Genomic DNA, 14344 nt, shown 5'->3' with positions numbered 1-14344 from the left:
ATTCCTGCCCGTCGGCGGTCCGGCGGCAGGGAGGGTCACACGATGAACACACCGCGCGGCGCGCGCCGTACGGACACCAAGCTGTCCGACGGCCGCGAGCTGATCTACTACGACCCTGCCGACGCCCCGGCCCGGGTGCCGCTCGAGGACACCCGTGGACTGCCGGCGCCGCAGCCGCAGGTCGACCTGCGCACCGACCCGCTGACCGGTGACGTCATCACCTACGCGACCCACCGCAATACCCGCACCTACCTGCCGCCGGCCGACCAGTGCCCCTTGTGCGCGAGCAAGCTGGGCAACCCGACCGAGATCCCGGACCACGACTACAACGTGGCCGTGTTCGAGAACCGGTTCCCCTCCTTCGCCGGCCCCGGCCGGACCGAGGTGGTCTGCTTCACCAGCGACCACAACCAGTCCTTCACCGACCTCTCCCAGGGGCAGGCCCGGCTGGTCGTCGACGCCTGGGCCGACCGGACCGCCGAGCTGAGCGCCCGCGACGACGTCGAGCACGTCTTCCCGTTCGAGAACCGCGGCCGCGAGATCGGCGTGACGCTGAGCCACCCGCACGGCCAGATCTACGCCTACCCGTTCCTGCCGCCGCGGATGCGGACCCTGCTGGCCCGCGCCCGCGAGCACCAGGCGGTTGCCGGCAGCAACCTGTTCGCCGACGTCCTGGCCGGGGAGAAGAAGGACGGCGCCCGAGTGGTCGCGGAGAACACCAACTGGACCGCCTTCGTGCCCGAGGCCGCCCGCTGGCCGGTCGAGGTGCACCTGTACCCGCACCGCCAGGTGGCCGACCTGAGCGAGCTGTCGGTCGGCGAGCGCGACGACTTCGCCGAGCTGTACCTGGACGTCCTGCAGCGCCTCGACGGTCTGTACGGCGACCCGCTGCCGTACATCGCCGCCTGGCACCAGGCCCCGGTCCGGGTCGACCGTGAGCTCGGCTACCTGCACCTCGAGGTGTTGTCGATCCGCCGGGCCGCGGACAAGATCAAGTACCTGGCCGGCTCCGAGTCCGGGATGGGCGCGTTCATCAGTGACACCCGGCCCGAGGACGTGGCCGAGACCTTGCGGAGGATGGGTTCGTGAGCTTCCAGGACGTGTTCGGGGTCGCTCCGGAGGGCACGTGGCGGGCGCCCGGCCGGGTCAACCTGATCGGCGAGCACACCGACTACAACGACGGCCTGGTGCTGCCGATCGCGCTGCCGAACCGGATCCAGGTCACCGCGTCCGCCCGGGACGACGGCCGGATCGCGGTCGCGTCCGGCGGGCACTCCGGGGTGGTCGAGTTCGCGATCGACGAGCTGCAGCCGGGATCCGTCGGCGACTGGGCGGCGTACCCGGCGGGTGCGGCCTGGGTGCTGCGCGAGTCCGGCTACGCGATCGGTGGCGCCAACCTGCTGATCGACTCCGACCTGCCGTCCGGCGCCGGGCTCTCGTCGTCGGCCGCGCTGCTCTGCGCGACCTCGGTCGCCCTGCTCGGGCTGCGTGATCTCGAGGTCGACCCGGCCGAGGTCGCCCGGCTCGCGCAGAAGGCCGAGAACCAGTACGTCGGGGCGCCGGTCGGCCTGATGGACCAGATGGCGTCGATGTGCTGCACCGCCGGGCACGCCTTGTACTTCGACATCCGCGCGATGTCGACCGACCAGATCCCGTTCGCCCCCGCCGCCGACGGCCTGACGCTGCTGGTCGTCGACGTGAAGGCTCCGCACCGGCACGTCGACGGGGAGTACGCCGCCCGCCGGAAGAGCTGCGAGGAGGCCGCAGCGCTGCTCGGCGTACCGGCTCTGCGCTCGATCGCGTTCGACGACCTCGACGAGGCTCTCGACCGGTTGCCGGATGACGTCGCCCGGCGCCGCGTACGGCATGTGGTGACGGAGATCCGCCGGGTCGAGGAGGCCGTCACGCTGATGCGGGACGGCCGGCTGCGGGAGGTCGGGCCGCTGTTCACCGCGTCGCACGCCTCCCTGCGCGACGACTTCGAGATCACCGTGCCGGAGCTGGACGTCGCGGTCGACACCGCGCTCGAGGCCGGTGCGCTCGGCGCCCGGATGACCGGCGGTGGCTTCGGCGGCTGCATCATCGCGCTCACCGAGGCGGAGGCGGCGGACGCCGTACTCTCGGCGATCGAGAAGGCCTTCGCGGACCACGGCTTCCGGACCCCGACCTCGCTGGCCGCGGATCCGTCAGCCGGTGCGTCCAGGGTCGACTGACAGCTCGCGCTTGATCAGCGGGGCGAAGGCGGCGGTCGCGGCGACCTGGAGCAGCCCCATCACCAGGTACGGCGTGCGCAGGTCGGTGCGATGGGCGAGGAACCCCGCGCCGACCGCACCCAGCGGTGCCGCGCAGAACGCGACCATCCGGTAGACCGCGGTCACCCGGCCGAGCAGCTCGGCCGGGACGATCCGCTGCCGCAGCGAGATCGAGATGACGTTCCACCACGTGCTGCCGAACCCCATCAGCACGGCGCCGGGGATGATGAGGGCCAACTCGCTGACGATGCCGAACGTGGTCACCGCGAAGCCGAGCACGAGCATCGAGACGATCAGGTTCGTGAACGTCGACAGCCGACGGGCCAGCCGCGGTGCGAGCGCCGCGCCGACCACGCCACCGACCGCGTACGTCGCGACCAGCCAGCCGAACCACGCTTCCGGCAGGTGCAGTGCCTCCAGGACGTAGAGAACGAGGATCGCGACGATGCCGGCTCCGACCGCGTTCGCGACCAGGAGCAGCAGGCAGAGCGACCGCAGCAGCTTGTGCCGCCACAGATAGAGGAGCCCTGCCTTCAACTCCCGGCCGAGGTGACGGTCCGGCGACACCGCGCGCGCCGGTGCGGACCGCCGTACCAGGAAGACGAGTACGGCGGCCGCGGCGAAGGACCCCGCGTCGACCAGGATCGGCAGGCCGTGGTGGAGGACGAACAACGCGGCGCCGACCGGCGGGCCGATCAGGTTCGCGAGCAGGACCAGGGCGGCCTGGTTGTAGCCGTTCGCCCGTTCCAGCGCGGTCGCGACCACGAGGTCCGGGATGACCACCGCGGACGCGTTGTCGAAGAACGGCGCGAGCATGCCGAGCAGGAAGCCGGTCAGCAACAGCAGCGGGATGCTCTCCTGCCCGAGCAGTACGGCGGCCGCGAACGCGCCGGCCACGACCGCGCGGATCGCGTCGACGATCCACATCGTGGTGGTCCGCCGCCAGCGGTCGACCATCACGCCGGAGACCAGGCCGAGCAGCAGCCAGCCGATCCCGGTGACCGCCTCGGTGAGCGAGACGATCCGCGGGTCGCGGGTCATCGACGCGGCCAGCAGCGGCAGCGCGCCGAAGGTGATGCCGTCACCGAGGAAGGAGATCGCGCCGGCGGTCCAGAGCACCCAATAGGGCCGGCCCAGCGGCTCCTGCCGCCTCATGAAGTGATGACGAGTTCACACCCCGTGTCGCGCATGGCCTTGCGGGCCTGGGTGGAGAGGCCGGAGTCGGTGACGATGACGTCCAGGTCCGCCCAGGTGGCGAACGTACTCAGGCCGACCGTGCCCCACTTGGTGTGGTCGGCGACCACGACCACTTCGCGGCTGGCCGCGATGAACGACCGGTTGGTCTCGGCCTCCATCAGGTTCGGCGTGCTCAGCCCGTGCTCGGCGTCGACCCCGTGCGCCCCCAGGAAGAGCAGGTCCAGGTGGAGCGAGGCCAGCGCGGCGGTCGCGATCGGGCCGACGAGCGCGTCGGACGGCGTACGGATGCCGCCGATCAGCAAGACCGTCCGGTCGGAGCGGCTGTTGCCGTGGAAGACGTCGGCGATGCGGGCCGAGTTCGTCACGACGGTCAGGTTCTCCACCCGGAGCAGCTGGCGGGCCAGCGCGTACGTCGTGGTGCCGGCGCCGATCCCGATCGCGCTGTCCGGCTGGACCCGGCCGGCCGCCTCGGCGGCGATCGCCTGCTTGGCCGCGGACTCCTGGGTCAGCTTGGCGTCGAACCCGGGCTCGTGCGCGCTGCGCAGCCCGACCGAGGTGGCGCCACCGTGCACCTTGTGCAGCAGCCCGCTGGAGTCCAGCGCGTCCAGGTCGCGCCGGATCGTCATGTCCGACACCCCGAACCGCTCGACCAGCTCGGCCACCGTGACCGCGCCCCGACTGTTGACCTCGGCAACGATCGTGGCCTGCCGCTGGGCGGCCAGCTGGCCTCCCCGGCCCCGCGGTGCCTCTGCTCCGGCTGCGTTCACGGTCCACAGCCTAGTGGGGATGGTGGAGTCTGTCAGGGAAATGTCGTTGCTCCGGTGGGCGTGGGCTTGTCACGCTGAGGCATGCGATTCCCCGACGACGTACCGGTGCTGACCGACGACGTGGTGACCTTGCGGGCACACACCGAGGCCGACATCGACGCTGTGCACACGATGTGCCAGGACCCGGAGATGCAGCGCTGGACCACCGTCCCGGTCCCCTACCGGCGGGAGAACGCCGTCACGTTCCTGACCGAGATCGTCCCGAACGGCTGGCGGGACGGCGGGATGTGGGCCTGGGCGATCGAGTACGACGGCCGGTACGCCGGCACCGTGGACCTGCGCGACGGCGAGGGCGGGGTCGGCGAGGTCGGGTTCGCGGTGGCGCCGGACGCGCGGGGCGCCGGGGTGATGACGCGCGCGCTCAAACTGGTGGTGCGGTACGCGTTCGACGTCCTCAGCTGGGACCGGGTGATCTGGCGGGCGTTCGTCGGCAACTGGGGTTCGCGCCGGGTCGCGTGGAAGGCGGGGTTCCGCGGCCTGGTCGTCGTACCAGGTGGTGGACGGGCGCGGGGTGTTCGGCACGACGAGTGGATCGCCACCGTCGGCCGGGACGACGAGCTGGAGCCGCAGGGCCACTGGTGGGCGGTGCCCGAGCTCGAGGGTGACGGGATCCGGCTGCGCGCGTTCCGGGCGACGGACGCGAAACGGGTGGTCGAGGCGTGCAACGACGAGCTCACCCAGCACTGGCTGGCCGGGCTGCCGTCGCCGTACCAACTGTCGGACGCCGAGGCGTTCATCGAGAGCCGCAAGGACAACCAGGCCAGTGGCGAAGGGGTCTCGTGGGCGATCGCCGACACGGAGTCGGACGAGCTGATCGGCTGCGTGAGCGTGTTCGACATGAACAACCGGATCGACAAGACGCTGGCCGAGGTCGGGTACTGGCTGCACCCGGAGGCGCGCGGCCGCGGGGTGATGTCCACCGCGGTCCGGCTGCTGGTTCCGCAGGCCTTCAAGCCGGTCGAGGAAGGCGGCTTCGGGCGGCGCCGGCTGGTGCTGTTCGCTGCCGAGGGCAACACCGCCTCGGCGCGGGTTGCCGAGGTCAACGGCTTCACCGCGGCCGGCGTCCAGCGGGCCGCCGGTCCGCTCCGCCAGGGCGAGTACGCCGACATCCACTGCTTCGACCTGCTCGCGGCCGACCGGGCCTGATTCGCCCGTCCCGAGGGGTTGCCGCCGCGGGCCCGGAGCGGTAGTGGTGACCCCCTGAAACCGGTGATGTACGGCCAGTTGGTGTCAGACGACACCGTTTCCCCTCGCCGTCTCGCCATCCGGCTGCTTGAATCGACGGGTGAGAGATCGTGAGGAGCTCGTCCGCCGCTGGCAGGCCGGGTGGTCGGTTTCGAGGGGCTGGACCACCGTGGAGGACGACAACGACGGCATCCTGACCGTCCGTGCGGGTGAGGAGAACCGCGCGATGGAGTACGTCGTACTGGACGCCGACGACAAGCCGGAACGGGTCGAACGCGCCGCCGAGCTGGCCCTGGCCGCCGGCGGTGGCCGCGGCGCCGGCTGGGTCACGCTGGCGACCGACGACAAGGAAGCCCGGATCGAGCAGCTCGAGGACCTCGGCCTCGAGGTGCAGCCGGACCAGGACTGGCTGATGACGATCCAGCTGTCCGAGCAGCCGGCGCTGAAACTACACGAGCGCTATGCCTTGCACACCGAGCTCGAGTCCGACCTGATCATCACCCGGGCCACGCTGCACGGCGGCGTGGTGTCGAGCGGGCGGATGGCGGTGGTCGGCGAGGACGCGGTCGCGGACCGGATCGAGACCGACCCGGCACACCGGCGGCGCGGCCTCGGCAGCGCGGTGATGGCGTCGCTGGTCGAGACCGCGGCGGCCCAGGGCGCCAAGCGCGGCATCCTGATCGCCTCGATCGACGGCCTGCGGCTCTACCGCAGTCTGGGCTGGAAGGTCGTCGCGGACATCGTCATCGCCCGCTCCCGGTGACCCTCGTCACGGTTCAAACGCATGACATTGTCAAAGGTTCGTGAAGTGCGGGCCGGGCGGGGGGTCACGCGCGCGTGCGGTGGGCAAGGCTTCGCACCATGACGAGCCACAAACGCCCGCAGCAGCGCTTCGGAGTGATCGGGCCGGTCCTGGCCTCACTCTCCGCGCTGGTTCTGATCGCCGGCATCGGGTGGTTCGTGCTGGACCGGACCGCGAACGTCCTGACCAGCCAGGACACGCCGTTGACGACCACGACGGACGAGTCCTCCGCCCCGTCGGCCGCGACCCCGTCGGCCACTCCTCCGCGCCGTACGACGCCTGCGTCGAAGCCGGTGCCGAGCGCCACTCCGACCCGGCCGAAGGCGACGAAGACGACCTCCACCCCGACCCCGCGCCGGTCGACCACGGCTCCGAGCCGGGAGGGCTCCCGGACCCCGAAGCCGTCGCCGAAGCCGACCCGCACGTCCACCAAGCCGACGGCGACCAGGACGACCACCAGCGCGCCGTCCGGTGGATCCGGGACCGCCGAGGCCCAGGTGCTGAAGCTCACCAACGACGAGCGCGCCAAGGCCGGCTGCGGTCCGCTCGCCACCAACAGCGCGCTGACCAAGGCCGCCGAAGGACATGCCGCCGACATGGTCGACCGGCACTACTTCTCGCACGACAGCCTCGACGGCCGCAGCCCGTTCGACCGGATGAAGGCGGCCGGCTTCCGCGGCGGCGCGATGGCCGAGAACATCGCCGTCGGCTACCGGAGCCCGGCGGCCGTGGTCGAGGGCTGGATGAACAGCGACGGGCACCGCAAGAACATCCTCAACTGCAGCTACACGATGATCGGCATCGGGTACGACGCCGGCCAGGTCAAACCCGAATGGGGCAACGGCAGCTGGGTGCAGAACTTCGGCGGCTGAGCGCCGCGTCGACCGCGTTCGTCAGTAACTTCCCGGAGAACCTTCGGGAAGTGTTAAGAGCCGTCGCGAAACTGTAACGGTGACCTCACTCCTCGGTTAAGGTCACTGATCGGTGACCAGGGGGGACCGGCAACAACCTGGACAACGGCAACGCGGGGAACGACGAACACTCGGTACGACGAAAACGAAGAGGATTCGCCCACCCATGACGGATTCGCCTACCCCCCGGCGACACCGCGGCAGTCGACGAGCTCCACGCCGGAGCCGAGGCCTGATCGGCCCGATCGTCAGCGCGTTGTCCGTACTGCTGGCCATCGGCCCGGTGGTCTGGCTGATGTCGCGCGACGACTCGACGGTCGACGGCGCCACCAAGGTGCTGAACGTGTCCGAGGACACCCGCGACGACGCCGGCCGATCGGTTGTCGACGGCACCAGTTCCGCCGGTACGCCGGCCGGCACGGTCACCAAGACGCTGCCGAACGGCACCACGGTCACCGGTACGCCGGCGCTCGGCACGGCCGCGTCGACCTCGACCTCAGGAACGCCGACCACGACCGGTACGCCGACCGGGTCGCCCACGAGCATCGTCACAACCGCACCGACGGGCGGTGCCACGACGGTGACGGTGAGCCCGACGGAACGGCGTACCACCGAGTCCCGGACCTCGCCGAAGCCGCGGCCGACGCGGACCTCGCCGACGAAGACCCGGACCACCGAGCCGCGCCCGAGTGACCCGACGACCACGTCGGAGCCGCCGGCCGGCGGTGGCGGGACGAACTCGCAGGAGCGGGCGGTCCTCAACTACACCAACCAGATCCGCGAGCAGGCGGGCTGCGGTCCGCTCCGGCTGGACAGCGCGCTCGTCGAGGCCGCCGGCCGGCACGCCTCCGACATGGTCCGCCGACACTACATGGACCACACCAACCCCGACGGCCAAGGACCGGGCGACCGGATGGCGGCCGCCGGCTACCGCGGCTCGGGGTGGGGCGAGAACATCGCCGCCGGCTACGACAGCGCCCAGAAGGTGGTCGCGGCCTGGATGAAGAGCGAAGGACATCGCAAGAACATCCTGAACTGCCGGTTCACCTCGATCGGCGTCGGCTACGACCCCGGCCAGGTCCGGTCCGACTGGGGACCGGGCAGCTGGGTGCAGGACTTCGGCCGGAGCTAGGGCAGGAATGTCATTGTGTCGAACGCACCGAGTGTGGCGGAGATGTTGTTCCACGACCACAAGGTCCGGCCGGTTCACGGCCGGACACCGCGGGTAGATCCGTCCTTGTCACGGCGCCGGTTCGTCCTGGGGGTCTCCGGCGCCACGTTCGTTGATGAGGCATGTCTTGGGGGCAAGACAGTGAAGGGAACAAGCGAATAATGTCCGAGTCCGGCAACGGCCGGTACAAGCCGCGCAGGAAGGCGACCCGGGCCGCGTCCCGCGGGTCGCGAGCCGCAGCGGCTCGGCCCACCCCGGCGGAAAGCACTCCGCCGACCCCACCGGAGCCGCCCCGGTACGCACCGCGGACGAGTGACGAGTCGCCGTTCTGGGCGACCGCACAGTCCGCCGGCGCCGCCAACGAGTCCCCGTTCTGGGCCAACACCCAGTCCACGCCCGGCGCCGGCACCCAACCCATCGCCCGCCCCACCTCCCCCTCCAGCGTCGGCGACCTGGGCCCGACCGCGTCCTCCCGCTCGTACTCCCGCGCCGCCGAGAGCGAGACGCCCTCGTCGCGCTCATACACCCGGGCAAGCGACTCGGGACTCGGCGCCACCGCGTCGTCCCGCTCCTACTCGCGGTCCAGCGAGTCGAGCCCTGGGGAGACAGCGCCGTCGCGCTCATACAGCCGGGCGAGTGACTCGGGGCTTGGGGCCACCGCATCGTCCCGCTCCTACTCACGGTCCAGCGAGTCCGGCGTTGGTGACACGGCCTCGTCGCGCGCGTACTCGAGGTCCGGCGAGTCCGGCCTGGGTGAGACGCCGTCATCGCGCTCATACACGCGGGCAAGCGACTCGGGGCTTGGCGCGGCCGCCTCGTCGCGCTCGTACTCGCGGTCCAGCGAGCCGAGCGCCGATGAGACGCCGTCGTCGCGCTCGTACAGCCGGGCGAACGACTCGGGGCTTGGGGCCACTGCCTCGTCGCGGTCCTACTCAAGCGCCCGTGAGACCGACGTCGGCGAGTCCGCCTCTGCGCGCTCGTACTCGAACGACTCCGGGATGGGCGACACCGCCTCCTCCCGGTCGTACTCCCGCGCCGCCGCGGCCAGCTCGCCGTCCTGGGTGACCCAGTCGGAGTCGGAGTCGGCGCCCACGGGGACGTCCGGGTCGCGGCTCGCCGGCTCGGCGACCACCACCGCGGCAGTCTCCGGCCGTACGGCGAACACCGCGCCTGCCTCAGGTGGAGGCGGGCGCGGCGGATCCCGCTCGGCCGCCCGATCCGCCGGCGGCCGGGGCTCGGGCGCCCGGCGTCCGCTGGTCGCGATCGCATCCGTCGTCCTCGTGATCACGCCGATCTCCTGGATCCTGCTGCACGAGCCGCAGAACGACGAGGCCGACGCCTCGCTCCCGATCGTCACCCGCACCGACGACACCTACGTCACCCCGACCACCAAGCCGGTCGTGAACCCGCCGACCTCCAAGGTGAGCACCCCGCCGGCCACCACCCCGACCGCGACCCCCACCCCCACTCCGACGCCCACGGACTCGGCCACCCCGACCTCCACCCCGTCGACCGCCGACCCCACCGAGGCCCCCACCTCGAAGTCCACCGAGGACGGCCCCACCCCCACCACGTCGTCCCGGCCGACCCCCACCCCCGACCGCACCACAGCCACCCGCCCCACCGCCCCACCCACCACCAACACCCCACCGCCGCCACCCGCGCGCGACGGCGGGATGAACGGCGACGAGCTGCAGCTCTTCGACCTGATCGACCAGGCCCGGGTGGCCAACGGCTGCGTACCCCTCGAGCAGGACCCCGGGCTGACGCAGGGCGCCCGCTCGGACGCCGCCGGGCGTTCCGAGTCAGCCAGCAAGCTCAACGCGAGTGGCTCGTCCATGACCGCGGCCGGTGGCGACGAGTGGTCGCCGCAGCGGGCGTACGACCAGATGATGGCGCAGAGCAGAAGCACCGTACTGAACTGCGACCTGAAGACGCTCGCCGTCGGCAAGGGCATCACGTCGTACTGCAAGGTGCTGCTCTGCCTGAACGGCCGCCGGACCGACCGCGTTTCCTGGGTGGCGGACTTTACGTAGGGTGCGACCATGGTGGGACCACCTGGTTCCACCAACCCTGCGGGAGGCCGGATGTACGGGGAACGTGACGATCTGGACCCGCCCCGGCCCGCGCACTTCGGGATCCCGCCGGACGCGCTGGCCGACGAGCGGCCGGATCCGCGCCCGGAGGAGGCCAGGCGGATGGGCCTGAGCCGGCACACCGAGGAGGGCGCGGTGCTGTACTTCGCCTCGTCCCTCGACCGCGGCAAGCCAGGTCACCGGATGATCGCGTGGATCCTGCTGGTCACGTTCGCGGCGCCGGCGCTCTATACCCTCCTGCTCCTGCTGTGAGTACGCCGAACTCCTGACGATGCCGCTGCGGCGTCGTACCGAGGATGGTGTGGAAGTGGTGGCGCAGTGCCGCGCTGCTGCCGAAGCCGCTCTCGGTGGCGATCCGCTCGACCGGATGATCGGTGGTCTCCAGCAACAGCCGGGCCCGGTCGAGCCGCTGGCGGAGCAGCCACGCCTGCCCGGAGCTCCCGGTGCGCGCACGGAACTGCCGGGTGAACGTACGCCGGGACAGCGCGACCGCGGCCGCCCACTCGTCCAACGTCACCGGCTGGTCGAGTCGCGCACGCGCCCACACCATCGCCTTCTCGATCACGTCGTCGCCGGGATCGGGCGGCACCGGGACCGGGATGTACTGCGCCTGCGAGCCACTGCGATGCGGCGCGACCACGATGCTCCGCGCCAGCCGCTCGGCCAGCTCGACGCCGTGGTGGGTGCGGACGAGGTGCAGGCAGCAGTCGAGCGAGGCCGCCGTACCGGCCGAGGTGAGTACGTCGCCCAGGTCCGACCAGAGCACGTCTGCGCGGACGGTGAGGTCGGGGTGCTTGGCCTGCAACTGCTCGGCCCACTTCCAGTGCGTCACCACCTCCCGTCCGTCGACAATCCCGCTCGCGGCGACCAGGAACGCGCCGATGCACAACCCGACGACGGTCGCGCCGCGTGCGTGCGCCCGCTGGATCGTGTCGATCAGTACGTCGGACGGCTCGAGCTCCGGCCGCCAACTCGGGAGGATGACCAGGCCGGCCGAATCCATCACCTCGAGCCCGTGGTCGACGGTGATCCCGAAACCCGCGTTCGTCCGGAGTGATCCGGGGTGCTCGGCGCACACGCGGACGTCGTACTCGCCCGGGGCGCCGAGGCGGTCGCCGAGCACCAGGCACGGCACCGACAGGTGGAACGGGCTGATCTGGCCGAAGGCGAGTACGGCGACGGTGCGCATGGGAACCAGTATGGCCCGATCTTCAGGAACTGTGGCTCCTGGGCCAATGGTGAAGCATGCTGCCGGACGCGACGATCGAGGCATGAAGATCACGCACATCGGCGGCCCGACCGCGCTCCTCGACCTCGGCGGGTTGAGAATCCTGACCGATCCGGCGTTCGACGAACCGCAGGAGTACGTCTTGCCGAACGGCCGGGTGATGGCCAAGCTGACCGGCCCGGCGGTGCCGGTCGCCGACCTCGGTCCGGTCGACGTTGTACTGCTGTCGCACGACGAGCACAAGGACAACCTCGACGACGCGGGCCGCGCGCTGCTCCCGTCGGTGCCGGTCGTGCTGTCGACGCCGGGTGCGGCCACCCGGATCCCCGGTGTACGCGGTCTGCAGAACTGGGAGTCGGTCGAGCTCGACCGTCCGGACGGCGGGACGCTCACCGTGACCGGCGTACCCGCGCTGCACGGGCCTGAAGGGGCTGAGGCCGTGCTCGGCGTCGTCACGGGCTTCGTGCTCACCGCGGACGACCTGCCGACCGTCTACGTCTCCGGCGACAACGCGTCGGTCGACCTCGTCAAGCAGATCGCCGACCGCTTCTCGCCGGTCGACGTCGCCGTCCTCTTCGCCGGCGCGGCCCGTACTCCGCTGATGGACGGCGCGCCGCTCACCCTCACCTCCGAAGCCGCCGCCGAGGCCGCTCACCTCCTGACCCCCGCCACGATCGTCCCCGTCCACACCGAAGGCTGGTCCCACTTCAGCGAGGGCCCCGACCACCTCGCCAGAACCTTCACCACCGCCGGCCTCGCCCCCCGCCTCCAACTCCTCGACCACGGTACCCCCACCACCATCAGTTGAGCACTTGACGAGCACGGAGCGTCACTTCTAAGGTTCGACGGCCGGGGGGAATCCGGCAGCAACCAGTTCACCGGGCCGGGGGGAAATCGGCCCACTGCCGAAGGGGAATCCTTTGTTCGTACGACGCTTCAGCCTGCCCTTCTCCGCTCTCGCCACGGCCGTGCTCACGGTCGCCGCGGCTGTCCTCGCGCCAGTGCCGGCGTCGGCGGCGATCACGGTGGTGCTGAGTGGGATCCAGTACGACCCGCCGGGCGCGGACTACCGGACGAACGCGCAGCTGAACCAGGAGTTCTTCACCGTGCGGAACATCAGCACGCGGCCGATCAACCTGTCCGGGTTCCGGGTGGTGGACGTCGCCAACCACGTGTTCGTGTTCCCGCGGGGCTACGTGCTGCCGGGCCGGTCGACCGTGATCGTCCGCACCGGGAAGAACCGGAACCGGGCACTGACCCTGTACTGGAACCAGGGCAACTACGTGTGGAACAACACCGGCGACACGGCCCGGTTCCAGACGCCGGCCGGGAAGACGTTCGACACCTGCACCTACAAGGCGGTCACCGGCCGGGCACGGGTTGCCTGCTAACCGACGCCGTGTGCGGTCCAGAATGAGGTGAGGTCGGTGGGGCTGGCGGCTTGGGCGGCGGTCTTGAAGTCGGTCGGGGTGACAACTCCGTACCAGTGGGCCTTCGCGTACGTCGCCAGCAGCCGAGCCATCGCCTCCGCCCCGAGCCGGCGTTCCAGTTCGTGGAGCATGCACGACCCGTGGGTGTAGACGTAGACGCCGTACGACGACTGGTGCGCCCGCCAGTAGGACATCGGACTACTGATTGCCACCGGCAACGTTCCCGGCCAGCAGCCGATACGCCGGTTACCCTCGTGGACATCGGTCGCGTACGTCGCGAACGCCTCGTCCAGCCAGGGATCGGCGTACTCGTTGTTGCCGACGATCCCGTACCACCACTGGTGCGCCACCTCGTGCACCACCGGAGCTCCCGGCGAGATCAGCAGCACGAGCCCCGGGTACTCCATCCCGCTGAACCTGGTCCACCGGTCGTTGAGCACGAGATCGAGCTCGCCGTACGGATAGGCCCCGAACCGCCGCCCGAAGTCGTCGACCGCCGCCATCGCCTTCGACCGCGCATCGGCGACCGCGGCGGGAGCGACCGTCGACGTCGCCCAGGTGCGCACCTTGGTCCCACCGGGTGAGGTCGCCTCCGAGGTGGTGAACGGCCCGGCCGCCCAGGCGAAATCCCTGACCTGCTTGGCGATCGTGACCCCGTCGACCGTGACGCCGGTCGAGGGTACGACGACATTGCCCGTGTGCGTCAGCCGGACCCGGAAGTCTGCCGCGACCGTGTAGAAGCTCTCCCCGATCCCCACATCGGGCTCGAGATGCCAGCCACCGTGGTCGCGGATCGCGAGCACCGGCAACGCGTTCCCGAAGAAGCTGTACGGCCCCGACCGCCCGAACCGCTCCAGCCCGTCCGGCGCGGTCATGGTGACGTCAAACGACACCGACGTACCCTCCCCGGCCTTCACCGGCGAGGCCAACGGCACCTTCGCCACCGTACAGTCCTCGGCAACCGCGCCGATCGAGATCACGACCGCCTTGCAGTCGTGCGCGTTCCCCCACAGCCGCAGGTAGATCTCCGCCAACGGCTCGGTGGACGTGTTCGTGAAGGCGACCGTCTCCCGCCCGGTCCAGGTCGTACCGTCCGCACTCCCGGTCAGTTCCACCCTCGTACGACGGAACCCCCGGCGCCCGCGCCTCACCGGTGACCAAAGGGGCCGCGAACAACGAAGCCGGTGCCAGCAGCAACAACAGGATCCGGTGCATGCGCAGACTCCCCGAACTGGTGGAGTCTGC

General features: G+C 70.9%; 16 protein-coding genes. 10 read left to right on the top strand and 6 right to left on the bottom strand.

Translation table 11 applies throughout. The features are described from left to right. Positions 1–42: 42 nt before the first annotated feature. Together galT and galK are read left to right on the top strand one after the other, a co-directional pair. Positions 43–1089: a galactose-1-phosphate uridylyltransferase gene (gene galT, locus ACQPYZ_RS06195; protein WP_433166169.1), complete on the top strand. Its 1047-nt coding sequence runs from the start codon at positions 43–45 to the stop codon at positions 1087–1089. Continuing rightward, on the top strand, positions 1086–2213 hold the full coding sequence (gene galK, locus ACQPYZ_RS06190; RefSeq protein WP_433166167.1) for a galactokinase: 1128 nt from the start codon (positions 1086–1088) through the stop codon (positions 2211–2213). Before galT ends, galK begins: the two co-directional genes overlap by 4 nt. Here galK and ACQPYZ_RS06185 read toward each other — a convergent pair. Next, positions 2187–3407: an MFS transporter gene (locus ACQPYZ_RS06185; protein WP_433166165.1), complete on the bottom strand. Its 1221-nt coding sequence runs from the start codon at positions 3405–3407 to the stop codon at positions 2187–2189. The genes galK and ACQPYZ_RS06185 overlap by 27 nt on opposite strands. Further along, positions 3404–4216, bottom strand: a complete 813-nt coding sequence (locus ACQPYZ_RS06180) for a DeoR/GlpR family DNA-binding transcription regulator (RefSeq protein ID WP_433166162.1) — start codon at positions 4214–4216, stop codon at positions 3404–3406. The genes ACQPYZ_RS06185 and ACQPYZ_RS06180 overlap by 4 nt, the downstream gene beginning before the upstream one ends. A gap of 81 nt (positions 4217–4297) precedes the next feature. Here ACQPYZ_RS06180 and ACQPYZ_RS06175 point away from each other — a divergent pair, with 81 nt between their 5' ends. From ACQPYZ_RS06175 to ACQPYZ_RS06160, 4 genes are all read left to right on the top strand, one after another. Then, positions 4298–5422 (top strand): GNAT family N-acetyltransferase, encoded by a 1125-nt coding sequence (locus ACQPYZ_RS06175; RefSeq protein ID WP_433166160.1) that lies wholly within the window; start codon positions 4298–4300, stop codon positions 5420–5422. A 139-nt stretch (positions 5423–5561) separates the two neighbouring features. Beyond that, a complete protein-coding gene (locus ACQPYZ_RS06170; RefSeq protein ID WP_433166157.1) occupies positions 5562–6224 on the top strand; it encodes a GNAT family N-acetyltransferase in 663 nt (220 codons plus the stop codon). A gap of 98 nt (positions 6225–6322) precedes the next feature. After that, complete coding sequence (locus ACQPYZ_RS06165; protein WP_433166155.1) at positions 6323–7135, top strand: CAP domain-containing protein; 813 nt, start codon at positions 6323–6325, stop codon at positions 7133–7135. 205 nt (positions 7136–7340) lie between these two features. Continuing rightward, positions 7341–8306, top strand: a complete 966-nt coding sequence (locus tag ACQPYZ_RS06160; RefSeq protein WP_433166152.1) for a CAP domain-containing protein — start codon at positions 7341–7343, stop codon at positions 8304–8306. 712 nt (positions 8307–9018) lie between these two features. Here the strand turns inward: ACQPYZ_RS06160 and ACQPYZ_RS06155 are convergent. Beyond that, the gene (locus tag ACQPYZ_RS06155) at positions 9019–9258 is read right to left on the bottom strand and encodes a hypothetical protein (protein ID WP_433166149.1); all 240 of its coding nucleotides are present in this window, start codon (positions 9256–9258) and stop codon (positions 9019–9021) included. Between the two features lie 15 nt (positions 9259–9273). Beyond that, on the bottom strand, positions 9274–9633 hold the full coding sequence (locus ACQPYZ_RS06150; RefSeq protein WP_433166147.1) for a hypothetical protein: 360 nt from the start codon (positions 9631–9633) through the stop codon (positions 9274–9276). On the opposite strand from ACQPYZ_RS06150, the gene ACQPYZ_RS06145 reads away from it, so the two are divergent. After that, a complete protein-coding gene (locus ACQPYZ_RS06145) occupies positions 9626–10381 on the top strand; it encodes a CAP domain-containing protein (RefSeq protein ID WP_433166145.1) in 756 nt (251 codons plus the stop codon). The two genes, ACQPYZ_RS06150 and ACQPYZ_RS06145, sit on opposite strands and share 8 nt — an antisense overlap. 51 nt (positions 10382–10432) lie before the next feature. Then, a complete protein-coding gene (locus ACQPYZ_RS06140) occupies positions 10433–10693 on the top strand; it encodes a hypothetical protein (protein ID WP_433166144.1) in 261 nt (86 codons plus the stop codon). Here ACQPYZ_RS06140 and ACQPYZ_RS06135 read toward each other — a convergent pair. Then, positions 10647–11630: a GlxA family transcriptional regulator gene (locus tag ACQPYZ_RS06135; protein ID WP_433166142.1), complete on the bottom strand. Its 984-nt coding sequence runs from the start codon at positions 11628–11630 to the stop codon at positions 10647–10649. The two genes, ACQPYZ_RS06140 and ACQPYZ_RS06135, sit on opposite strands and share 47 nt — an antisense overlap. Before the next feature lie 82 nt (positions 11631–11712). Here ACQPYZ_RS06135 and ACQPYZ_RS06130 point away from each other — a divergent pair, with 82 nt between their 5' ends. Continuing rightward, positions 11713–12477 (top strand): MBL fold metallo-hydrolase, encoded by a 765-nt coding sequence (locus tag ACQPYZ_RS06130; RefSeq protein ID WP_433166140.1) that lies wholly within the window; start codon positions 11713–11715, stop codon positions 12475–12477. A gap of 112 nt (positions 12478–12589) precedes the next feature. Further along, the gene (locus ACQPYZ_RS06125) at positions 12590–13060 is read left to right on the top strand and encodes a lamin tail domain-containing protein (RefSeq protein ID WP_433166137.1); all 471 of its coding nucleotides are present in this window, start codon (positions 12590–12592) and stop codon (positions 13058–13060) included. On the opposite strand, the gene ACQPYZ_RS06120 is transcribed toward ACQPYZ_RS06125, so the two are convergent. After that, the gene (locus ACQPYZ_RS06120; protein WP_433166135.1) at positions 13057–14214 is read right to left on the bottom strand and encodes a M1 family metallopeptidase; all 1158 of its coding nucleotides are present in this window, start codon (positions 14212–14214) and stop codon (positions 13057–13059) included. The two genes, ACQPYZ_RS06125 and ACQPYZ_RS06120, sit on opposite strands and share 4 nt — an antisense overlap. Positions 14215–14344 lie beyond the last annotated feature (130 nt).

Origin of the sequence: Kribbella sp. CA-247076 (genome assembly GCF_050942445.1) — a bacterium.
Lineage (GTDB): Bacteria > Actinomycetota > Actinomycetes > Propionibacteriales > Kribbellaceae > Kribbella.
Note: the sequence above shows the minus strand (reverse complement) of the source record. Positions and strands in the feature narration are given on the sequence as shown.